Source organism: Sphingomonas sp. CL5.1, assembly GCF_013344685.1.
Lineage (GTDB): Bacteria > Pseudomonadota > Alphaproteobacteria > Sphingomonadales > Sphingomonadaceae > Sphingomonas.
Genome location: NZ_CP050137.1, coordinates 1,120,955 through 1,140,519, shown reverse-complemented (window position 1 = coordinate 1,140,519; position 19,565 = coordinate 1,120,955). Strand labels below are relative to the sequence as shown.

Genomic DNA, 19,565 nt, shown 5'->3' with positions numbered 1-19,565 from the left:
ATGGCGGCCGATCCCGAACGCATCGCCGTCATCGTCGGCGTGGGGCAGGTCAACGACCGGCCCGCCGATCCGATGCAGGGACTCGACTCGCTCGGCCTGATGGTCGCGGCGCTGGAGGAGGCGGACCGCGATGCCGGCGGCGGCTGGCTGCGTGACGTCGAATCCGTCGCGGTGGTGCAGCAGATCAGCTTCCGGCAGGAAAATCCGCTGGCGCAGAAAGTGGCGGACGGGATCGGCTCACAGGCACGCATCGTCTATGAATCGGCCGGCCCGAACGGCGACAGCCCGATCCTGCTATTGAACGAGGCCGCCAACCGCATCGCGCGCGGCGAGATCAGGGTCGCGGCGGTGACCGGCGGCGAGGCGCTGCGCACCGCCAGCCAGCGCGCCGCGCTCGCAGCCAGGACGGCGGTGGCGGACCAGAACCCGATCCGCAACCTCGCGAAGGGCCGCCCGCCGGGATACCGGCAGGTCCATGGCCTCACCGCGCCGGTCGATGTCTATCCGCTCTACGAGAATGCCGGCCGCGCCGCCTACGGCCAGACGCTCGCCGAAGGGCAGCGCGAATCGGGCGAGATCTGGTCGCGCTTCAGCCGCGTCGCGAACGAGACGCCGGCGGCATGGATCCACGCGCCGAAGACGCCGGCCGAGGTGATCGAGCCGACCGCCGACAATCGCCCGATCGCTTTCCCCTACACCAAGCTGATGGTCGCCAATTCCAGTGTCAACCAGGGCGCGGGCTTCATCGTCACCAGCCTCGCCGAGGCGCGGCGGCGCGGGGTGCCGGAAGCGCGGATCGTCTATGTCGGGCGCGGCGCGAGCGCGCACGAGGCGGACGATTTCATGGCGCGCGACCGCTACGACAAATCGCCGAGCATGGAAGTGTGCCTCAGGCGCACGCTGGAATGGAACGAGTTGACGGCCGACGACCTCGACCTCGCCGAGCTCTATTCCTGCTTCCCCTGCGTGCCGAAGATGGCGCGGCGCGTGATCGGCTGGCCGCTCGACAAGCCGGCGACGGTGTTCGGCGGCCTCACCTTCGGCGGCGGCCCGATCGGCAATTACATGAGCCACGCCGTCGCGGAGATGGTCGACGCGCTCCGCGCCGGGGCGGGGAAGAAGGGCCTGCTGTTCGCCAACGGCGGCTATGCCACGCACAACCACGCGATCGTGCTCGGCATGGAGCCGCTGCCCGGCGCGGGCGAGGCGCATGCGTTCGACTGCCAGGCCGAAGCCGATGCCGCGCGCGGGCGCGTGCCGGAACTGGTGAAGGATTATGCCGGGCCGGCGCAGATCGAGACCTATACGGTGTTCTACGCCCGCGACGGCAAGCCGAAGTCCGGCGTGGTGGTCGCGCGGCTGCCGGACGGCAACCGCACGCTGGCGCAGGTGCCGGGCGAGGATGCGGCGACGATCGCTTTCCTCACCGACGGCGCGACCGAGCCGGTCGGGACGAAAGGCGAGGTGGTCGCGGCGGGCGACATGAAGGTCTGGCGACGGGCGTAGCGCCCCAGACCCGACCGGAGCGAGGCAAGGCGACAAGAAGCGCTGTTCGCGCGCTTCAACGGTGGCATTCGCGTGCCGGCGCCGCTAAAGGCGCGGGCATCCGTTCACCGCCTTTCAGGAAAGCGCCGCCGATGCGCATCGCCATTGCGTCCGACCACGCCGCCGTCGAGCTGAAGACCATGCTCGCCGAATGGCTGCGCGAGGGCGGCCATGACGTGCTCGACCTCGGCACCAACGGCGGCGCGAGCGTCGATTATCCCGATTACGGCCACGCCGTCGCCGCCGCGCTGGCGGACGGCCGCGCCGAACGCGGCGTGGCGCTGTGCGGCTCCGGCATCGGCATCGCGATCGCGGCCAACCGCAATCCGGCCTGCCGCTGCGCATTGGTCAGCGAGCCGCTCTCCGCCGCGCTGGCGCGCACTCACAACGATGCCAACGCCATCGCGATGGGCGCGCGGCTGATCGGGCCGGAGATGGCCAAGGCCTGCCTCGCCGCCTTCCTCTCGACCGACTTCGAGGGCGGCCGCCATCAGCACCGCGTCGATAAACTGTCTGCTGGCGGCGCCGGCTCGCTCCCCCACCCCGCCTCCCAATCAGGATACGCTGTGGGAGGCGGGGTGGGGGAGCGAGCCGGCGCCGCCTCTTGATCCAAAGGAGCCAGCATGAGCACGAACCCCGCCAATCTCAACGACGTGCAGCCGGACGGCTTCTTCACGCGCTGCCTCGCCGACGCCGACCCCGCTGTGTTCAAGGGCGTCGAGCATGAGCTGGAGCGCGAGCAGACGCAGATCGAGCTGATCGCCTCCGAGAACATCGTCTCCAAGGCCGTGCTGGAAGCGCAGGGCAGCGTCTTTACCAACAAATATGCCGAAGGCTATCCCGGCAAGCGTTACTATCAGGGCTGCCACCCCTCCGACGAGGTGGAGCAGCTCGCGATCGACCGCGCCAAGGAGCTGTTCGGCTGCGGCTTCGCCAACGTCCAGCCGCATTCGGGCGCGCAGGCGAACGGCGCGGTGATGCTGGCGCTGACCAGGCCGGGCGACACGATCATGGGCCTCAGCCTCGATTCGGGCGGCCACCTGACGCACGGCGCGAAGGCGGCGATGTCGGGCAAGTGGTTCAACGCCGTGCAATATGGCGTGACGCCGGACACGCACCTGATCGATTACGATCAGGTCGAGCGCCTTGCGCGCGAGCATCAGCCGAAGCTCATCATCACCGGCGGCTCGGCCTATCCGCGCCACATCGATTTCGCCCGCTTCCGCAAGATCGCCGATGAGGTGGGCGCGTTCTTCATGGTCGACATGGCGCATTTCGCCGGGCTGGTCGCGGGCGGCGTCCATCCCACGCCGTTCGGCCACGCCCATGTCGTCACCACCACCACGCACAAGACGCTGCGCGGCCCGCGCGGCGGCGCGGTGTTCACCGATGACGAGGGCGTAGCGAAGAAGATCAACTCGGCGGTGTTCCCCGGCCTCCAGGGCGGCCCGCTGATGCATGTCGTCGCGGCGAAGGCGGTAGCGTTCGGCGAGGCGCTGCGGCCGGACTTCAAGACCTACGCCGCCGCGATCATCGCGAACGCCAAGGTGCTGGCCGCCACGCTGGCGGAGCGCGGCGCGCGCGTCGTCTCGGGCGGCACCGACACGCATCTCGCGCTGATCGACCTCACCCCGCTCGGCGTCACCGGCAAGGACGCCGACGAGGCGCTGGAGCGCGCCGGCATCACCTGCAACAAGAACGGCATCCCCAACGATCCGCTGCCCCCGGTCAAGACCAGCGGGATCCGCGTCGGCTCGCCCGCCGGCACGACGCGCGGCTTCGGCACCGCCGAATTCCGCGAGATCGGCAACATGGTGGCGGACGTGCTCGATGGCCTCGCCAAGAACGGCGAAGCCGGCGACGCGCAGGTCGAGGCGCATGTCAGGGAACGAGTTCGCGCCTTGTGCGCTCGTTTCCCGATCTACCAGTGAGGGATGACATGTCGAAGATCGACGAAGTGCAGGACAATGTGAAGAACACGCCGGGCCTCGGCAAGAAGATGGCCAAATATGGCGCGATCGGCGCGGTGCTGGCGATCCCGCTGCCCTTCGTCGGCCCGGTGCTCGGCGCGATCGTCGGCGCCGGCGTCGCCTATGCGAGGCGCGACAAGGCCTGATCCTTTTCGAACGACGCGCACCGTCCGCTTTCTCGTCCGCCCTTCCCATCGCGCGCAAGCTGTGGGAGAGGCCGGCGGGGGAGCGGGCGGTCCCGCTTCGTGCTTGAGGGAATGAAAGCCAGATGCGCTGCCCGTTCTGCGGCCACGACGCGAGCCAGGTGAAGGACAGCCGCCCGACCGACGACGGCGCGGCGATCCGCCGCCGCCGCCAGTGCGAGGGCTGCGCCGCGCGCTTCACCACCTTCGAGCGCATCCAGCTCCGCGAGCTGATCGTCATCAAGAGCCAGGACCGCCGCGAGCCATTCGAGCGCGAGAAGCTGGTGCGCTCGATCGGCGTGGCCGCGCGCAAGCGGCCGGTGGACGGCGTGGCGATCGAGCGGCTCGTCTCCGGCATCCAGCGCCAGCTCGAGACCAGCGGCGACGGCGAGGTCACCTCCCAGCGGATCGGCGAGATGGTGATGGAGGGGCTGAAGGGCCTCGATTCGGTCGCCTATATCCGCTTCGCCTCGGTCTATCGCGACTTCAACGAGGCGAAGGATTTCGAGGAATTCGCCGGTACGGTCGAGGAAGCCGGACGCGGATGAGCGTCGTCCCGCCGCCCGTCATCGTCCTCGTCCGCCCGCAGCTCGCCCAGAATATCGGCAAGGCGGCACGCGCGATGCTCAACTTCGGCCTCACCGAGATGCGGCTCGTCTCCCCGCGTGACGGCTGGCCCAACCCGCTCGCCGGCCCCGCCGCCTCGGGCGCCGACATGGTGCTGGAGGGCGCGAAGCTGTTCGACAACGTCGCCGACGCGGTGGCGGATTGCGCGCACGTCTATGCGACGACGGTGCGCAAGCGCGGCGTGACCAAGCCGGTCGTCACCCCCGAGGCCGCCGCGCGCGAGATACGTGGCGTACGCGAGCGCGCCGCGATCCTGTTCGGCCCGGAGCGTTCCGGGCTGGAAACCGACGACGTGGCGCTGGCGCGGAAGATCCTGACGGTGCCGATCAACCCGGAATTCGGCAGTCTCAACCTCGCGCAGGCGGTGATCCTCGTCGCCTATGAATGGTCGAAGGGCGAGATGCTCGCCAGCCCGCCGGAAACCGACCTCGCCCCGCCCGCGCCGCAGGATGAGCTGGAGGGGATGATCGGCCAGCTCGACCGGATGCTGGAGGAGGCGAACTTCTTCTTCCCGCCCGATCGCACCCCCGCGACCAGGCGCACCTTGCGCACCCTGCTTACCAAGCCCGGCTGGTCGAGCCAGGAAGTGCGCACGCTGCGCGGGGTGCTCTCGGCGCTGGCCGGGGCGAAGGCGAAACGGCGATAACGACAGGTCCCGCCCCTCCCGGTGGGCGGGTCGCTGGTCTTACTTGATCGGTTTCGCGCCTGGCGTGCCGCATTTGGCGAACTTGCCGTTGGCGAGCTTGCATTTGACCGGCTTGGCGGGCGGGCATTTCACGAACTTGCCCTTCGCATCCTTGCACGGGGCCGCATAGGCGGGAACGGCCGCCAATGAAGCCAGTGACGCGGCAATGAACGCAGCCTTCAACATATGCTTCTCCTTCGTCCGCATCGGACGGCGGAGCTTATAATGGATCGGCAGCCTCGACAACGGCCATGGCGGCGGAGGCGATTTCGGTCATTTGCGGGGGGAATGGTGCCAGGGGCGGCATCATATATATCTGGTTATCCATATGAACATTATTTATATTTTCAAATCCGAATTTGAACGATACCCCCAATAGTACCCCTAAAAATTGCTGACTGTGAGCGAACGCAGGCGTGCAATCGCGGAGCGCAACACCCCAAGTTAACGTCCCAATCGGCGGTTTGCGAGCCCGAGAGGAATCCTATCTAGAACCCAATAGGGCCGCGCGCACCGCCATCGCGTGCTTCCGCCTCATCCCGGAGCCAACGGACGAGCTGGTCGGGATTCCCTTCACCAAGCAGATCGGCGCGCGAGGCGACGACCGCGAAATCTCCCGGCGTCTGATCGACGGGCAGAGGTTCGCCAGCCGGCCACCCCATGCCGAAGCGCGCGGCGAAAAGGCGTTCCACCTGCGCAGCGGTCATCGTGCGAAACGCCACCCGAAGGGTGAAGCGGCACTGGCTTGCCGGATCGAGGTGGTTGGCGAGGTTGGTGGTGGCGACAAACGGCGATTCCAGCCGCTCCGTCTGGCAGAGCATTTCGTTGACCTGCGACACCTCCCAATTGCGGAGGCTGTTATCACGCCGGTAGAGAAAGCTGTCCGCCTCGTCGATTAACAGCATCGCCCCACGCCGCGCCGCCGCCGCAAAGGCGCGGGCGATGTTGGCCTCGGTTTCGCCCACGAAGGGACTGACGAGATCCGACGCGCGTTTCGCCTCGACCTCGATCCCGAGACGCTCGGCAAGGTGTCGGGCGAAGGCGCTCTTGCCCGTTCCCGATGGCCCGGAAAGCAACAGGCTCCTCATCCACCACCACGATACGGTCGTCCCGGTTTGCGCAAATGCGGCGCAGCATGGCGAGATGCCAAAGGCGCTGATCCCGTTTCGACTCCTCGTTTCCCCCCTTGCCAACGAGACCAGCGAAGGTTGCGCCACGCCCAACGCGACGCGCCAGGGTACGCGCAAATTCGCTCTTGCCGGTGCCGGGTTCACCGTGAAGGAGAATGCTGACCGGCTTGCCCGAGCGCAAAACCTGCTCGGCCAGATCACGCAACGAACCAAGATGGGCGAAATCCTCCCAGTCAAGGCCAGTGCCTTCGTCGTCCGGAGCAAGGAAGCGTTCCACGTCATCGCGCTGCGTCCCTTGAAGACTCGCGATGTCGCTCAACAATGTGCCTTGCTGGTATTCGCCGTCCCTGTCGTCGATGCTGACCAGCCCCATACCGACCAGTCGCCCGTGTTTAGAAAGGTGTTCTTGCACCTCCCCCTCGCCGATTCCGGAAATCTGGGCAACAGCGTGCGAGCGCAAGCATCTCCAGCCGTAACCACAGGTATCGTTTATGAGCGAGCGCAAATGCTCGTCGCGGTAGTAATGGGCAACGGCGACCAGTATCGCGAGGTCCGCTCCATCTAGTCCCAGAATATCGCACAGACAGGCCAGCCGATGTTGCAGTGGTGTGGCCCGGAATTCCCGTGAAGCGAGCAGCTTCACTACGGACTCGATTTCATGGGCGGTTGGTTTTTCGATATCCTTGACCATGCTGTCAATGGGCACGGCCAGCGCGGTTTTTGCGAAGCGGAGGATTTCGACCGCGTGCCCCCGCGCCCTCGTGGATGAGAGTAAGCGGGAAGCTGCGTGGGCCAGCAATCCGCCGTCGTCTTCGGAATCAGTGCAATCCTGCGAATGCGCGGCAACGGCGCGCAAGTGGCTCATGGCCGAATCGAGAAGCTGGTCTGTCATGGGGCAAACGAATATGCGGATGCACTACCCCCCTTGGCAACGCACCAAGATGGCTCCGTCGCCTGCGGAGCGCGCTTCTCCACAACTCAATTGTCAGGAAGGCCGCCGATCACCCGGATCGTGAGCGGCTCGGGTTGAGTCGCTTCCTGCTTAAGTTCGAGGGGGAGTAGCTTGGCGAGCAGCGCCATGAACGCCGCCGGATTCTCCTGAGCCTGTGTCGCGAGCCAATTCCGTCCGCCCGCGTCCTTCAACGCCCCAAGGATCATCTCCTTCAGGCTGGCATTGACCTTGTTGAGCGAGCCTTTCGGACGACCTTTGCCGGCATTACCCCTATTATTCCCTAAAATATTCGCATCGTCCGACGGATTTTTATCGTAATTACTCAAAACATCTATCCGTATTTGATCAAATTTATCATCAATCAATAATAACATATCTCGATAAAATTGCAACTTTAGTAATAAAACGGCAGGCTGTTGCGGCAAGTCCGCACAAGTGAATTGATTGCGCCCTCCTGCATCGTTGGGGACGGGGCAACTGCGCATGGACTAACAATCCCCGACGACGTTCCGCCGTAACCCGCATTATTGCGCCGTTAACCTCCCAGTGGCAGAAGCGACCTGCGGCGCGGCACATTCCGCCCGTGGGGCGTGGAATCCCCTTTGATGCGTAGCTCGGTCGAGTTTCTCGGCCGGGTGACCGCCGTATGTCCAGGGCTTTGCCTAAAATGGCGGTGCCTCGGGCTACGCACGGGGATTCCAACACCCGGCTTTGGCCGGTCGCTCCAAAACAAGATTTGGAGCGAGTGCCATGGCCTTGGACGCCTTCAAGAACCGCCCTCATTTTACCGGCAATGCCGGCCTCAGCTATGTTGCATGGCAATTATCGCGGCGCACATGGCATGTGACGCCGACGATACGCAATGCCCGTGGTTCAGATATGTTTGTAACGGATGAGGGTGAGAATCTAAAATTTGGCGTACAATCCAAGGCCCTTAGTAGCCGTAACTCTGTTCCATTGGGAATGAAGCTCGAAAATTTGCGATCAGAGTGGTGGATTATTACTGTTCATGCAAATTCTAACACCCCGACTTGCTACATCATGCGCCTTGAAGAAGTGAGACAGTTAGCGACGCGGGATGGCGATGGAAACCACTGGCTCATTCCCAAGTCATACGACGACCCCAAATTCAAAGAGGCTTGGGATCGGCTTGCCGCCGAACCTGTGATCGAAAATGCCGAGGCGTCCAAGATCGAACGCGAGAAGCGGAACGGCGTAACCAAGCCAGCGGAAGGCACTATCACAGGTCGCTTGTGGGCGATCATAGACGAGATCACACGCGACAAGGGCGCGCCGGCCACGCGCAAGGAAATCCTCGAACGAGGCGAAGTCGAGGGCTTCAACATGGCGATGACCGCAAGCCTCTACGCGCATTGGCGCAAGTTCCACGGCCTCGTGGGCACTGCCGCGCCCGGCCGTCAGGCGAAGCCCGCCGCACCCGATGCGTTGCCAGTAGCTCCCCGTATCTCCGGCTGACGAAACCGGCGAATGTTCGCCTCGCCCCTGGAAAAGAAATGCATTGATCTGGCATTGATCTATTAGTCGGCACGAACGATATGTCATATGACAAACTTACGTTGAAAATAATGAAGTCATATAGTAGTCCTTAAGAAATATCATCAAGATATATATCTTATAATTTACTGATCGTTCTTGCCAATAGGGGAATGTGATGCGCTTTATCGTCGACCTATATCGCTATCTTATATTCGCGATACTCGCCGTTATGATCGTTGGAGCCGTTTACGGATTACTCAAATTGAGTCAGCTTCCGACGGAAATAGCTCCCCTCATGATGCTATACGGCCTCGGCGCGATATCGCTGTTCGTGGGATTGATCATGATGCTCGGTCTCACCGCGACCTTTATATCAATCCATGATCGCCACTGTGAACTTGTCGAAGAAATTCGGGATTGGCGCGCGGGCGCGCATTCGTGAGAGGCAGGCATGGCCAACAAACGATCTCATGTGGTTCAAGGCATTATTTTTATCGCGGTGTGCACCGGGATAGGCATCGCAATTTTCGTGATCGACCAAAGTGGAAGTGCACGAATTGGCTCTCAGCGCGACGCTTCGACAATTAGCACCACGCTCAAAAGCGCCGTGACGAACGACACGCCCGCGAACGTGCAAACGCCCGTCCCCGCATCGAGCGCGCGTGACGACGTAGCAAGGGCGCCCGACGTGACAAGAAACGACGCAAACGAAGTAGTCGACGCAACAACCGCCCAGCGCCCGCCGCCAACTCCGCATTTCGTGGATGGCAGTAATTATGCAGTTCCGCGCGAGATCGTGGAAGCTGCTGATCGCATCCCGTCGTTTAACAGAACATATGTGCAGTCAGCTGTGAGTTGCGGCACTGGTTGTACCAGTATTTGGTTTTACGACAGAAAAACCGGAGTTGTTTTGGGATCACCAGACGAATCCCAAGATGGCGAATCTCTCGATGATGTAAAATCAACAGCAGATAGCGACATTGTGACAGTGACGTATTCTCCTAGTGACGGTGTAGGTGACAACTGTTCAGCAAGATCATATCGCCTGACGGGTTATAAATTTCGGCCAGTGTCACCTCGCCGTCCCGTCAAATGCGAGCACTAGACTCGTCCGCCGCTAATAGGTTGATAGGTATAGCTAACAGCTCGCCCTGATTCGGAACCAGTTGTGACCTTTGCGCGGGTTCCGGGCGATGCGTTCTTGAACTCTATTCTACCTTGCTGGACGATGGCTGGCCGCCTAGCAGCCCCATGCGGTATTCACCGGGCTGGAATGCTTATATTGGTCGACAGTTCCAAACTTACCCGCCATCGCCTCGCATGAGGTCACCCGCAACGAGTGGGGTTTCCCGCCCAAACCCGCCGCACAACGTCGATATGCGCATGGGCGTCCGTAGGAGGTGCCCCCGCGCGTGCAGCGCCCCGCAGGGCGGGCAAGGGCGCACATTTCGTGTTTAACGAAGGGGGTATTCGGGTTTTAGGGTATTAGGCGGTCACCCGCTCATAAATGTGCGACAGCGACGTGCCTGCTAATCGTGCGAATCCGCTAATTGGCCTCTTGCACCTAGTTCCCCGTTCAATCGTCCGTGAACGGCTCATCCCCATCAACAATGGTATCGTTAGCACCGAAGAAGGCTTGCCGGTGAAGATGGATATTTATCCGCGCCGCTGCCGCAGTTGCTGGACTGCGTATCGCACCGGGTTCGCCGTTGGCTGTCCAACCGATCGTATAAGTGCCCCATATGTTCAGATCGGCGGGCCAGTCTGGGTCTCCTACCACACGTTGGGCAATATCGGTGTAATCTTCATCGTCCTGCAAATCTCGATCCCGCCGGAACGAGATCCACTGACTGGACATGGGCAAATCAATCCTAGGCACGTTCCGCATCGGCACTTGATCGGCTGAGGGCGGGGGCGGGCGTGTGCTTCCCCAATCTCCATAGATCAGCGTGGCGGCGTTGTGCCGTCGAACCAGGTTGTTAAAGAGGTGGCGTTCCTCAACGGGGATCGCGCCGCGCTCCCCAATGCCCGTAAAAGAGTCTGGGAAACTGCTGCCGGACACGACAACTTCGATTTCCGGATGATCTCGGGAAATCCGTTCAATGATCGAAGACACCCAAACCTCTTTGCTCAGAATGTCGCGCGACCACCCAGCATCTACAAATATGGATAAGTCAACAAAGCGACCCAACACTTGATCGACCAGTCCAAGCGGGTTGCTGACTTTCCCATGCTCAATACGAACAACAAGCCCTCGGTCGAGCCTTTCGATATGTTCCGCTTGGGAATCAAATTGTGCTGCATCGCCTCCACTTATTCGTAGGACTGGAATAGCTTCAGCAATATCAAAGACGGCTTGATAGTAATTTTCGAAGCCGCTGCGGCTCGAAAACAGGCTGTCGAATTCTGCTGCTGCTGGGCGACTACCGCCTGAATTCCGCTTGGTCTCATCCAAATCCAGCGCAAATCTGCGGTTTCCAAGCGCTTCGTGGATTTTTTCCCAAGTCCGGGTGAGGTATTTGGCATTTGGCCAAGGGCGACCGATTATCAGGGGAAAAATGCGATCCTTTGTTGCTGCTGGCAACTGAGCCAGCGCTTTGATCTCGGCCACCCTTGCGTAGAGGGTGGGGCAATAAGGAAAGTTTTCCAGCATCTATGCCTTCTAGGCTACCCCCAGCCGAACTTTCATAGCAGGAACCGAAACCCGAAACATAGCGGCCAGCTTTTCCACAACATCGTCGGTCCGTCGTCCGCCTAGCCTCTCCAACTCTCGGCTTACCGCTCGGGCAGGCATCACAATGTCTGCGGCAAGCCGGTTAGCCTCGGTTTCCTTTCGTGAAGTCAGATTAGACCGATACATGATGCTGTCCACGACCCCGGAGCCAATATCGTCCCGATGCAGCAGATAGTGGGAAATCTCATGAGCAACGGTAAATCGCTGGCGTTCAGGTATCTCGTACTTATTCACACGGATTTCAAAACCAGAGCGAGCGTCTGACGAAGGCTGGATAAGACCGGAAATCTTGGGGAGAAGAGGCGCGCGCGTCACCTTTAGGCCAAGCTCACTCGCAAGCTCACCCACTTTCACCGGAAATTCGGCGGTAAAACGCCGAACAACATCGGCATCGTCTTCTCTGACCCTATTGTCAGAAAGAAGGCTCATGCAGTGTCACCGTCACTATCATTGATTACATCGTCACCATTCAATGTGGTCTCATCTATTCCCTGAATCCCAGAGTACATACGGTTATTCATTTCCGTGAGAATCTGGTGCAATGGTCCACCCTTTTCAAAACCCCTTTTGAGAAAATCATCTGTTAGATTGTGAACTTTTTGTTCGATGGTTGTCCAACCCACAAAGCCCAACACGGCCAAAAAGATGGCCAGCACGGTCATTAGCAATGACACGGCTGTCAGCATGATGGAGATAAAATCAGCGTAGGAAAGCGTATAGCTGCTCGTTCCAAAATGTCGGGTGAGTCCGCCCCCGATCACACCTGACACAAGGCACAGAAAGACTATGCCTATCCCCTTAACTAGGCCAAACCGCGTTCGCGTCTGATCGTTTGACATCAACCAACCTTATGGAACATTATGCGAACATATATGGGCGCGTCGTCTTGGGGTCAACGGACTTCGAGGCGTTTCTATCAGCGTGCTCGCTTCGATCAATGATCGCTTTGCCTGCGTGCAGCCGAGGGTGTTCACGCAACCAACCGAAAGACGTCCTTCCTCGGCTTGCCCTCGACCTCCGTTCCCGGCTCAAGGCGCTCGACCCAACCGTGCTCGATCAATACCTTCACAGCGGCTCTGGCTGGTTTGGCGTCTCGCAGTTCGGGAGGGCCTTTCTGGTAAATGTTGGCCAGATGCAGCGTCGATTCCTCGCGCCGTTGCCACCAGTCCAGCAGCCGTTGCGCGCGGCGCAGTTCCAACGGGATAACCGCCCCGCCATGCAGCCGTAGCATCTCCATCGCATAGTGCTCCGCCAGTTGAATGCCCGATTCCATCGCCCAAAGAGGGACAACCTGTGCCTGTGGATCGTCATAGGCGGTCAGCACGGCGGCGAGCCGCCCGGCGTGTTCGGCGAGTTTGGCGGCGAAAGGCTTGATCGTGACGAGCTCGCCGTTCTTTCGGATCGCAGTCTCGCATTGATCGTGAAAGATGATCCACGCCGCGCTTGCATCGGTATCCAGCGGCAGCACTCTTGGAGCGAGTTCCCGACTGTTGTTGGTGGCAGGCTCCATCCGCAGCAACATCGCGATCTGATTATTGTAGGCTTGAAGGATCGCGGCATTCTCGGGCACATCGCGCTTGAACAGCCGACTACCCGCCGTGCTTTCAGGCGCGACGATCAGCATCCGCGCAAGCATCCCCATGCCGTCCAACATGGAATCGCCAAGCAGCCTGTCCGCGACGACCTGCTGCATCATAATATGTGCGCAGCAGCGGCAACCGGGCAAGAACGTCGTCCCCGTCCCTACGCGCTGTCGCCTGATAGGTTCGCCGTCCCAAAGGCTATTGAGCAACGCCGCCGTGCGCATCCGGCTCTCGTCGTTGAATGCAGCGCCGCCGACAAGGATGCCGCCTTCGGCGGTAAACAGCCCTGCTATCGGCCTGCCTTTCTCAAGATGCAGGGCCAATGCTTCCGGGGTCACGTCCGAGCATATTAGCATGGGATGCGGCGGAGCCTCCGGCTCCAGCCCGATCTGGCCGAGCGCGGCCACCATATCGGGCACGGCGCCCTTCTTGACGCCTGCCCGGGCCGTTTTCCACGCGACAAGACGGTTCTCGTAATCTGCCGTCGCGAGCTTATGGTCCCTATTCCATTGCGATTCCACGTCCCGCACGGAGGCGAGCGCGATCTTATCCACGCTGGTTTTTCGCTCGCCGCTCTCGGCGATGGAAACGAACATGTTTACGACAGGCTTGGTGCCGCCGCCCGGCAGATCAACGTCGATATGCGCTTGAACCGCGAGGGTCGCCACGGCGAGCACGGATTGCGCACAAATCTCGATCGGCGCTTGTGTTCTGGACTGAATGGCAAGCGCAGCATCCTTGAGCGGGCCGAGAGCATCGACCGGGAATTGGGATGGAGGTGGCAACTCACGGAACAAGGGCCGTTTCTCGGGGATTTGTGCCTGCTCCGCCACAGCCTCGATCATCAACGCCTTGGCATCGGCCCCGGACAAATTAGCAGGATTCGCGCGATTAGCGGGCATTGCGGTCGCCCCCCAATATCGTGCGAAGACCGCTGATGGTAGTTCGGCGTGTTTCCTGTGGATCGAGACCGATCCGCGCCCCTGCCTCGTCGAGCAGCATTTTCGCGACTTCGAGATCGAGCAGGTCGCCCCGCACCATCTCGGCTAACCGGCAGGCGGCCCAGAAAAGCAGTTTGTTGCGGTTGCCGTCTTCGGCGCGCAGAACGGCGAGGATGAGACCTTTGACCTGATTTCTAAGGGCCTCGTCATCAACGGCAACGGGCTGTGGGGTGCCAGCCCATTTCGGCGCGGGCGGATGAACGAGCATCGGCATCATCCATGCGGGCGGCTCAGGCAGGCTATGAGTAGCGATGGCCTCCGCAAACTGGTGCAAGGTTCCTTCGACCAGCGAGTATCTGCGTCCGTTGAGCATCCGGCAGTCGGGACCGATCACAAAGGCGTTGTCCCGAACGTCCACGGCTTCGCAGAGAGTCGCTCTGGTCTGCCCCATCGCGACAGGGCGGCTAAAGTAGAAGTGGTAGCCGCCGTTCGGGGTCGCGACGACCGGCACCGTGTACCAATCGAATTGGTGACGTTCAAAAAGAGTCATTATGTTGCTGACACCATCACCTTTTCCATGGCGATCGGCATCCAGCACCAACACGCCATTCCGTGCGCACGGCAGCCCCCATATGGCTCCCGGATATTTCAGGGACCAGAGGTCCGCCGTAAGCTGGTCGGTTGTGGCGTCCTTGAACCCCCGTCGCGTGTATGGCGCTTTGGCGGACGCGCCTCCCTCCTGACAGGGAAACACCATCACCCCGGCCCGTATAAGGGTGTCTGCCGTGAGAAAGTTATGGTCGGTCACGCTCCGCCTCCCATTGCAGGGAGGAAGGCACTCACCCCACCAAGGGACGTCAATTTTCCCGCCTGATTTCGCGCATTGATGATCGAACGGGGCGACCGCGTCATCGCGTTCACGGGGCGGTTTGCGGGGGAATTTGGGAGGGATTGATGCGCGCCCTCTTGTGCGTGATTGCGCGCGCAGGGTGAAGGCATACTCATATCAGCAGCCCTCATCGATAAGGCGCTGCAAGCTCGCCGCCGGAATCAGCGTGCGCTTGCCGACCTTGCAGGCATCCAGCTTCTTAGCTTTGATGAGCGAATAGAGCCGGGTGCGCCCGATGGAAGACACGCGGCAGGCATCGCGCACGCTATAGGCGATGGGTGGAAAAGCGTTCATTATCATGCTCCGTTCGTTCGCTGTTGAACGACGTGCATTCTCGATGATCGCTACAGGACTGACTGCGGAGAATTGCCGAAAATTGCGGAAAATTCGACGTAGCAAAAAGCCTAATCGGTCATCATTTTGATTTTTCTGCTTTTATTTTGTCTACGGCCTCCTGAAATTTCTGACCATAGGCGCGAAGTTGGCTGTCATGGGGAGAATTGTCGTGTTGCGCAAAAAACCAGTCTCCTAAGATTTTTCCGATGTCGGATTGGTTGGGCTCATTTCCATTGTTACGAAGAAGGCCATCTGGGTTTAGATGCGCTACAGCTGCGAGATGCAAAAGAGCTCCATCCCAATCCCATGTCCTGTGACGACCTCCTCCACGTTTCTTGGAGGATTCGGATGATGCTGTTTCCGTCGCTTGCACCGTTGTCTTTGACGACATGACCCAAGCGGCTGGAAGATCAATCGAGTCAAAAAGCACATTTCTAGCGCTGCCAGACAACTCTCCTCCATTGGTATCGACAAACTTCGTGATATGAAAATTGCCTAAATTCCAATCTGCGTAAGCACCACCACAGTAATCTCGGAACGGCAACCAAAAATCACTCGGTATAGTCACCACATTTTGTCCAAGACGGCTCTCGGGATAATCTTCGGTTTTCCTACCGTCGGATTCTGAGCGGTGAAACCAAAACCATCGCTCTATTTCGGTGTTCTGGTCAGCAAATGGCAGCAGGAAGCCCTTAGGGCTGGCGAGTAATGTCCCAGCGACTAGTAATTCGAGTATCTCTTCTCTAGCCCGCGAGGATGCTGCATCCCGATTAAGATTAAGGCTTGCGGCAAAGTGGGTGGACACGATGCTCAGCACTGTACCAGCGGGTAGCCAGCGGTTTTCATATTCACTCATGCCAGACGGCTACCCGGAACGGATCATGGCGAAAAGGTGCGCGGGGGTTATTTTAGAGATTCGTCCTAGGCGAAGTAAGCGGCCCATGCATCCATGAGTTCGCGGCGCTTGGTGATCAGGTCACCTCGCCTGTAAGCGGCCTCAGCCCTGTTGGCGATGACGTGGGCCAACGCCATCTCGCAGACCTCATGTGGGAATGTCGTTATCTCGGCGGCCCAATCGCGGAATGCGGATCGGAAGCCGTGCACGGTGATATCAAGACGATCTATACGGCGCAGCAGCATAGCCATCGCCATCCCGGACAACGGCCCGCCACGCGGGCCGGCAAAGATCGGCGCATCGGGCGATTTGGTTTTCAAGGGCTTGCTCATATGGGGAGAGGTCCAATCCGCTCATTTGCCCGCGCCCCTCGTCTTGATCGGCACAATGTCCGCGCCCTTGCGGAGCATATCCAGATAGTCGCTCCACCATTGCGCCATCGCTACCCGTTCCGCCCAGTATTCTGTGCGGTCATAGGCGCTGCCCAGCGCGTCATTGGGGCCGCGCGATTGCCAGCGATCGATTATGTCGCGGCTCCACTTCCCGCTTTCCAGCAACAGGGTTTTGGCGGTGGCGCGCCAGCCGTGCGTGGTCGCTTCCTCCTTGGAATAGCCCAGCCGCCTCAGAGCCGCGTTGAGGGTGTTTTCCGACATTGGCCGGGCGCGGCTGCGCACAGAGGGGAACACATAGCCCCGATAGCCTTCGCCGCCGCCGGTGAGGCCCTGCAATGCGGTGAGGATGGCAAGCACCTGCCCGGATAGCGGCACCGCATGGACCTTGCGCATTTTCGTCCGAGTCGCCGGAATATTCCAGACAGCCCCGGATAGGTCCAATTCCTCCCACCGCATTTGCCGTATCTCGCCCGGGCGTTGCGCCAGATAGGCGGCGAGTTGCATGGCCATGCCGGTGAGACTGCCCTTGCCTTCGTAGCCATCGATGGCGCGAAGCAATCCGCCCAGCTTCACCGGGTCCGTTATCGCGGCCCGGTGCTTCACCTTGGGAGCTTCGAGCGCGCCGCGCAAATCCCGGCTGGGATCGCTGCTGAGGCGAGCGGTGGCGACGGCATAGCGAAGCACCTGCCCGGTGAATTGCAGCGCCCGCCCGGCTGCGTGCAGATTGCCGCGCCGCTCCACCTTGCGCAACGGAACAAGAATATCCGTCGCGGTGAGCTGGCCAACAGGGATGGTTCCAATGTCGGTCAGGTTCGCAACATGGTATTCCAGCTTCAACAGCGTTGCCGCCGCCGCGCCCTCCCGCTTCTTTTTGGCGATATATTCCTTTGCGATGGCGGCGAACGTGTCGCCTGCGCCAGCCTTGGCCTTCGCTTTGGCGCGCCGCTTCTCCAGCGCCGGATCGCTACCTCCAGCCAATGCTTCCCGCGCTTTGCCGGCGGCCTTGCGGGCGGCCGCCAAAGACAGTGCTGGATAGGCCCCAAGCGATAGCAGCTTCTCTTTACCCGCCACGCGGTATTTGAGCCGCCACAGCTTGCCCCCGGTAGGCATGATCACAAGGTGAAGACCGCCGCCGTCAAACAGCTTGTAGGGCCTCCCGTTCAGTTCGGGCTTTTCCGGGTGCATCCCCGGCTTGGCGTTGCGAATTGCTATATCGGAAAGGGCCATGCCCATACCCCGCGTCACTGGGGGTATAATGCCCATTTGGAGGATACCCCCAGCGATATGCCCCCAAAGCTACCCCCTGAATTGGGGGTATGCCCGCAAACGCAAGTGAACGCTCGCGAACGCTGTAAGGAGTAAATACCGCAGAAAACCGCCAATTTCTAGACGCAAGCGGATGTCGGCGAATGGGTAAATGGTGCCCAGGGGCGGGATCGAACCACCGACACTGCGATTTTCAGTCGCATGCTCTACCAACTGAGCTACCTGGGCACACCGACGGACGCCGGAGCCGCGCTCTCTAGTCGGGGTCTTTGCCGCTGTCCAGCCCGTTTGGATCGACCGGCGGGCCGGGCAGGCGATATCCTTCGCCCAGCCATTGCAGCAGGTCGCGATCCTTGCAGCCACGGCTGCAAAAGGGCGCGTGTTCGGGCGCCGACGGACGGCGGCAGATCGGACAGGTGGACGTCGTCATCATTGCAATATGGGGGTGCGGCCGGTGCGCCGCACCAGTTCCGCGAGCCAGTCCGCGCGCGCCTCGATCCGCGCGCGCACGGCGGGGGCGAGGCGATGCCCGCCGGGCGCGCCGGGAGGCGTACGCTCGATCTGGCGCAACGCGGCGCGGGCGGCGGCGCCAACGGGATCGGCGCGCAGCAGCTCCGGCAGCGAGGCACGTGGGCGCGGGCGGACGATCTGAAGGAAGCCGAAGCCGTTCATCGCGGTGCGCTCGAACGGCTGCGGCAATTCCGCATCGAGCGCCGCCGCGACGCGCTGCCGCGCTTCCTTGCCCTGGATGGTGGGGAAATCGACGCCGATCGAGCCGCCGACGTCATGCCGCACGATCGCCGCCGCGACCGCCGCCGCCGCGCGTTCGGCGAGCGCATCGAGCGGACCGTCACCATCAACGTCGAACAGGGTCATCGCCGGAGTCGGCGTCATGCGCAACGCTCCGCCGGGGAAAACGATATCGCCGGTCAGCGCCTCCTCGATCACCTCGGACCAGCCCGCTTCCTCCAGCGCGTCGGCCTCATGCGCGCGCAGCACCCGCACCGGGCCATCGAGCGTATCGCGCAGGGAAGGCGCGGCGCGCGGCGCGGCATCGGTGGCGATCACGCGCGGCGGCTTGCGCCGGCCGGTTTCGGGCAATGCCTCGCGCACCACCTCGACGTTCAGCCGCGCGCCGAGCGTCAGGCCGGCGGGCGGGCGCAGCAGCGTCGCCGGGCTCCCATCCGGCAACCGCACGACCCCCGGCTCGATCAGTTGCGCAGCATATATCGCGCCCAGCGCAGGGCCTGCGCCATCGGGCACGATTCGCGCGCGAAGGATGCGCCCTTCCGCGACCAGCGCGGCGCGCGCCTCGCCGATCCCGTCCTCGAACAGCCATTCAGCCAAGGTCGATGCCCGCCGCGCGCAGCAACGCGGCGGTCTCGTAGAGCGGCAGGCCGACCACGCCCGAATGCGATCCGTCGAGCCGCCGCACCCAGGTTTCGGCGCAACCCTGGATGGCATAGCCGCCCGCCTTGCCCATGCCCTCGCCGCTCGCGACATAGGCATCGATCTCAGCCGCCGAGAGCGGCTTGAACACCACGACCGTATCGGACAGCCGCTCGCGCAACCGGCCGGCGGCGTCGATCACCGCGACGGCGGACAGGCAATGGTGGCGGCGGCCGGAGAGCAGCGCGAGCATGGCGCGCAATTCCGCTTCGTCCGCCGGCTTGCCGAGGATGCGGCGACCGAGCGCGATCGTCGTGTCGGCGCTCAGGATCACCTCGCCGGGCGCGCGCTCCACCGCATTGGCCTTGGCGGCGGCGACGCGACGGACGTAATCGCGCGGGCGTTCGCCCTTGCGCGGCGTCTCGTCGATATCGGGCGCGACGATGCGCGCCGGGATCACGCCGATGCGCGCCAGCAGATCGCGCCGCCGAGGCGAGGCGGAGGCGAGGACGAGGGCCGGAGCCGGAGGAACGGAGGGCACAGGCCCGTCCG

Annotated in this window: 25 protein-coding genes and 1 tRNA gene; 10 read left to right on the top strand and 16 right to left on the bottom strand. The window is 61.9% G+C overall.

Annotation, left to right across the window (positions count from 1 at the left end):
• The 6 genes from F9288_RS05780 (at position 1) to F9288_RS05755 (ending at position 4,970) form a co-directional block, all read left to right on the top strand.
• A complete protein-coding gene (locus F9288_RS05780) occupies positions 1-1,506 on the top strand; it encodes an acetyl-CoA acetyltransferase (RefSeq protein ID WP_174835757.1) in 1,506 nt (501 codons plus the stop codon).
• 131 nt (positions 1,507-1,637) lie between these two features.
• Complete coding sequence (gene rpiB / locus F9288_RS05775) at positions 1,638-2,153, top strand: ribose 5-phosphate isomerase B (protein WP_174835756.1); 516 nt, start codon at positions 1,638-1,640, stop codon at positions 2,151-2,153.
• A gap of 15 nt (positions 2,154-2,168) precedes the next feature.
• Entirely contained in the window at positions 2,169-3,476 is a 1,308-nt protein-coding gene (glyA, locus tag F9288_RS05770) for a serine hydroxymethyltransferase (protein ID WP_174835755.1), read from the top strand.
• Positions 3,477-3,484: 8 nt separating this feature from the next.
• On the top strand, positions 3,485-3,661 hold the full coding sequence (locus F9288_RS05765) for a small multi-drug export protein (RefSeq protein ID WP_174835754.1): 177 nt from the start codon (positions 3,485-3,487) through the stop codon (positions 3,659-3,661).
• Between the two features lie 122 nt (positions 3,662-3,783).
• Positions 3,784-4,245, top strand: a complete 462-nt coding sequence (gene nrdR, locus F9288_RS05760; RefSeq protein WP_174835753.1) for a transcriptional regulator NrdR — start codon at positions 3,784-3,786, stop codon at positions 4,243-4,245.
• The gene (locus F9288_RS05755) at positions 4,242-4,970 is read left to right on the top strand and encodes an RNA methyltransferase (RefSeq protein WP_174835752.1); all 729 of its coding nucleotides are present in this window, start codon (positions 4,242-4,244) and stop codon (positions 4,968-4,970) included. Before nrdR ends, F9288_RS05755 begins: the two co-directional genes overlap by 4 nt.
• A 39-nt stretch (positions 4,971-5,009) precedes the next feature.
• Here F9288_RS05755 and F9288_RS05750 read toward each other — a convergent pair whose 3' ends face one another.
• On the bottom strand, positions 5,010-5,195 hold the full coding sequence (locus F9288_RS05750) for a hypothetical protein (protein WP_174835751.1): 186 nt from the start codon (positions 5,193-5,195) through the stop codon (positions 5,010-5,012).
• 302 nt (positions 5,196-5,497) lie between these two features.
• Positions 5,498-6,097, bottom strand: a complete 600-nt coding sequence (locus F9288_RS05745; RefSeq protein WP_174835750.1) for an ATP-binding protein — start codon at positions 6,095-6,097, stop codon at positions 5,498-5,500.
• Positions 6,098-6,152: 55 nt separating this feature from the next.
• Between F9288_RS05745 and F9288_RS05740 the strand changes: the two genes are divergently transcribed.
• A complete protein-coding gene (locus F9288_RS05740) occupies positions 6,153-6,704 on the top strand; it encodes a hypothetical protein (RefSeq protein ID WP_174835749.1) in 552 nt (183 codons plus the stop codon).
• Positions 6,705-7,117: 413 nt separating this feature from the next.
• Here the strand turns inward: F9288_RS05740 and F9288_RS21920 are convergent, their stop codons facing one another.
• Positions 7,118-7,576: a hypothetical protein gene (locus F9288_RS21920; RefSeq protein ID WP_217482585.1), complete on the bottom strand. Its 459-nt coding sequence runs from the start codon at positions 7,574-7,576 to the stop codon at positions 7,118-7,120.
• A 265-nt stretch (positions 7,577-7,841) separates the two neighbouring features.
• Here F9288_RS21920 and F9288_RS21915 point away from each other — a divergent pair, with 265 nt between their 5' ends.
• The 3 genes from F9288_RS21915 (at position 7,842) to F9288_RS05720 (ending at position 9,693) form a co-directional block, all read left to right on the top strand.
• Positions 7,842-8,567, top strand: coding sequence for a hypothetical protein (locus tag F9288_RS21915; protein WP_217482584.1), 726 nt, complete (start codon positions 7,842-7,844; stop codon positions 8,565-8,567).
• A gap of 196 nt (positions 8,568-8,763) precedes the next feature.
• Positions 8,764-9,030, top strand: a complete 267-nt coding sequence (locus tag F9288_RS05725; RefSeq protein WP_174835748.1) for a hypothetical protein — start codon at positions 8,764-8,766, stop codon at positions 9,028-9,030.
• Between the two features lie 9 nt (positions 9,031-9,039).
• Positions 9,040-9,693: a hypothetical protein gene (locus F9288_RS05720; protein WP_174835747.1), complete on the top strand. Its 654-nt coding sequence runs from the start codon at positions 9,040-9,042 to the stop codon at positions 9,691-9,693.
• A 471-nt stretch (positions 9,694-10,164) separates the two neighbouring features.
• On the opposite strand, the gene F9288_RS05715 is transcribed toward F9288_RS05720, so the two are convergent.
• The 13 genes from F9288_RS05715 to F9288_RS05655 all read right to left on the bottom strand — a co-directional run bounded on the left by F9288_RS05715 (position 10,165) and on the right by F9288_RS05655 (position 19,554).
• Complete coding sequence (locus tag F9288_RS05715) at positions 10,165-11,241, bottom strand: beta family protein (RefSeq protein WP_174835746.1); 1,077 nt, start codon at positions 11,239-11,241, stop codon at positions 10,165-10,167.
• A gap of 9 nt (positions 11,242-11,250) precedes the next feature.
• On the bottom strand, positions 11,251-11,751 hold the full coding sequence (locus F9288_RS05710; RefSeq protein ID WP_174835745.1) for an ImmA/IrrE family metallo-endopeptidase: 501 nt from the start codon (positions 11,749-11,751) through the stop codon (positions 11,251-11,253).
• Positions 11,748-12,161, bottom strand: coding sequence for a hypothetical protein (locus F9288_RS05705; RefSeq protein ID WP_174835744.1), 414 nt, complete (start codon positions 12,159-12,161; stop codon positions 11,748-11,750). Before F9288_RS05705 ends, F9288_RS05710 begins: the two co-directional genes overlap by 4 nt.
• Positions 12,162-12,292: 131 nt before the next feature.
• On the bottom strand, positions 12,293-13,807 hold the full coding sequence (locus F9288_RS05700) for a YfjI family protein (protein WP_174835743.1): 1,515 nt from the start codon (positions 13,805-13,807) through the stop codon (positions 12,293-12,295).
• Positions 13,797-14,654: a bifunctional DNA primase/polymerase gene (locus F9288_RS05695; RefSeq protein ID WP_174835742.1), complete on the bottom strand. Its 858-nt coding sequence runs from the start codon at positions 14,652-14,654 to the stop codon at positions 13,797-13,799. Before F9288_RS05695 ends, F9288_RS05700 begins: the two co-directional genes overlap by 11 nt.
• 198 nt (positions 14,655-14,852) lie before the next feature.
• Positions 14,853-15,029: a helix-turn-helix domain-containing protein gene (locus F9288_RS05690; RefSeq protein ID WP_174835741.1), complete on the bottom strand. Its 177-nt coding sequence runs from the start codon at positions 15,027-15,029 to the stop codon at positions 14,853-14,855.
• Between the two features lie 121 nt (positions 15,030-15,150).
• On the bottom strand, positions 15,151-15,927 hold the full coding sequence (locus F9288_RS05685) for a hypothetical protein (protein WP_174835740.1): 777 nt from the start codon (positions 15,925-15,927) through the stop codon (positions 15,151-15,153).
• A gap of 65 nt (positions 15,928-15,992) precedes the next feature.
• Positions 15,993-16,298, bottom strand: coding sequence for a tyrosine-type recombinase/integrase (locus F9288_RS22355; protein ID WP_368076211.1), 306 nt, complete (start codon positions 16,296-16,298; stop codon positions 15,993-15,995).
• A gap of 21 nt (positions 16,299-16,319) precedes the next feature.
• Entirely contained in the window at positions 16,320-17,585 is a 1,266-nt protein-coding gene (locus F9288_RS05675; protein ID WP_174835739.1) for an integrase arm-type DNA-binding domain-containing protein, read from the bottom strand.
• Between the two features lie 191 nt (positions 17,586-17,776).
• Positions 17,777-17,852 (bottom strand) — tRNA-Phe (locus F9288_RS05670).
• 28 nt (positions 17,853-17,880) lie between these two features.
• On the bottom strand, positions 17,881-18,054 hold the full coding sequence (locus F9288_RS05665) for a DNA gyrase inhibitor YacG (RefSeq protein WP_174838890.1): 174 nt from the start codon (positions 18,052-18,054) through the stop codon (positions 17,881-17,883).
• Positions 18,054-18,971 carry a ribonuclease gene (locus tag F9288_RS05660; protein WP_174835738.1) on the bottom strand — a complete coding sequence of 306 codons (918 nt, stop codon included), beginning with the start codon at positions 18,969-18,971 and terminating at the stop codon, positions 18,054-18,056. The genes F9288_RS05665 and F9288_RS05660 overlap by 1 nt, the downstream gene beginning before the upstream one ends.
• Entirely contained in the window at positions 18,964-19,554 is a 591-nt protein-coding gene (locus F9288_RS05655) for a nucleoside triphosphate pyrophosphatase (RefSeq protein ID WP_174835737.1), read from the bottom strand. Before F9288_RS05655 ends, F9288_RS05660 begins: the two co-directional genes overlap by 8 nt.
• Positions 19,555-19,565: the final 11 nt, after the last annotated feature.

Bases quoted from the DNA above. Each gene is read 5' to 3' on its own strand.
- F9288_RS05780 (WP_174835757.1), top strand. From the start codon at position 1: ATGGCGGCCGATCCCGAACGCATCGCCGTCATCGTCGGCGTGGGGCAG.
- rpiB (WP_174835756.1), top strand. From the start codon at position 1,638: ATGCGCATCGCCATTGCGTCCGACCACGCCGCCGTCGAGCTGAAGACC.
- glyA (WP_174835755.1), top strand. From the start codon at position 2,169: ATGAGCACGAACCCCGCCAATCTCAACGACGTGCAGCCGGACGGCTTC.
- F9288_RS05765 (WP_174835754.1), top strand. From the start codon at position 3,485: ATGTCGAAGATCGACGAAGTGCAGGACAATGTGAAGAACACGCCGGGC.
- nrdR (WP_174835753.1), top strand. From the start codon at position 3,784: ATGCGCTGCCCGTTCTGCGGCCACGACGCGAGCCAGGTGAAGGACAGC.
- F9288_RS05755 (WP_174835752.1), top strand. From the start codon at position 4,242: ATGAGCGTCGTCCCGCCGCCCGTCATCGTCCTCGTCCGCCCGCAGCTC.
- F9288_RS05750 (WP_174835751.1), bottom strand. From the start codon at position 5,195: ATGTTGAAGGCTGCGTTCATTGCCGCGTCACTGGCTTCATTGGCGGCC.
- F9288_RS05745 (WP_174835750.1), bottom strand. From the start codon at position 6,097: ATGAGGAGCCTGTTGCTTTCCGGGCCATCGGGAACGGGCAAGAGCGCC.
- F9288_RS05740 (WP_174835749.1), top strand. From the start codon at position 6,153: ATGCCAAAGGCGCTGATCCCGTTTCGACTCCTCGTTTCCCCCCTTGCC.
- F9288_RS21920 (WP_217482585.1), bottom strand. From the start codon at position 7,576: ATGCGCAGTTGCCCCGTCCCCAACGATGCAGGAGGGCGCAATCAATTC.
- F9288_RS21915 (WP_217482584.1), top strand. From the start codon at position 7,842: ATGGCCTTGGACGCCTTCAAGAACCGCCCTCATTTTACCGGCAATGCC.
- F9288_RS05725 (WP_174835748.1), top strand. From the start codon at position 8,764: ATGCGCTTTATCGTCGACCTATATCGCTATCTTATATTCGCGATACTC.
- F9288_RS05720 (WP_174835747.1), top strand. From the start codon at position 9,040: ATGGCCAACAAACGATCTCATGTGGTTCAAGGCATTATTTTTATCGCG.
- F9288_RS05715 (WP_174835746.1), bottom strand. From the start codon at position 11,241: ATGCTGGAAAACTTTCCTTATTGCCCCACCCTCTACGCAAGGGTGGCC.
- F9288_RS05710 (WP_174835745.1), bottom strand. From the start codon at position 11,751: ATGAGCCTTCTTTCTGACAATAGGGTCAGAGAAGACGATGCCGATGTT.
- F9288_RS05705 (WP_174835744.1), bottom strand. From the start codon at position 12,161: ATGTCAAACGATCAGACGCGAACGCGGTTTGGCCTAGTTAAGGGGATA.
- F9288_RS05700 (WP_174835743.1), bottom strand. From the start codon at position 13,807: ATGCCCGCTAATCGCGCGAATCCTGCTAATTTGTCCGGGGCCGATGCC.
- F9288_RS05690 (WP_174835741.1), bottom strand. From the start codon at position 15,029: ATGAACGCTTTTCCACCCATCGCCTATAGCGTGCGCGATGCCTGCCGC.
- F9288_RS05685 (WP_174835740.1), bottom strand. From the start codon at position 15,927: ATGAGTGAATATGAAAACCGCTGGCTACCCGCTGGTACAGTGCTGAGC.
- F9288_RS22355 (WP_368076211.1), bottom strand. From the start codon at position 16,298: ATGAGCAAGCCCTTGAAAACCAAATCGCCCGATGCGCCGATCTTTGCC.
- F9288_RS05675 (WP_174835739.1), bottom strand. From the start codon at position 17,585: ATGGCCCTTTCCGATATAGCAATTCGCAACGCCAAGCCGGGGATGCAC.
- F9288_RS05665 (WP_174838890.1), bottom strand. From the start codon at position 18,054: ATGACGACGTCCACCTGTCCGATCTGCCGCCGTCCGTCGGCGCCCGAA.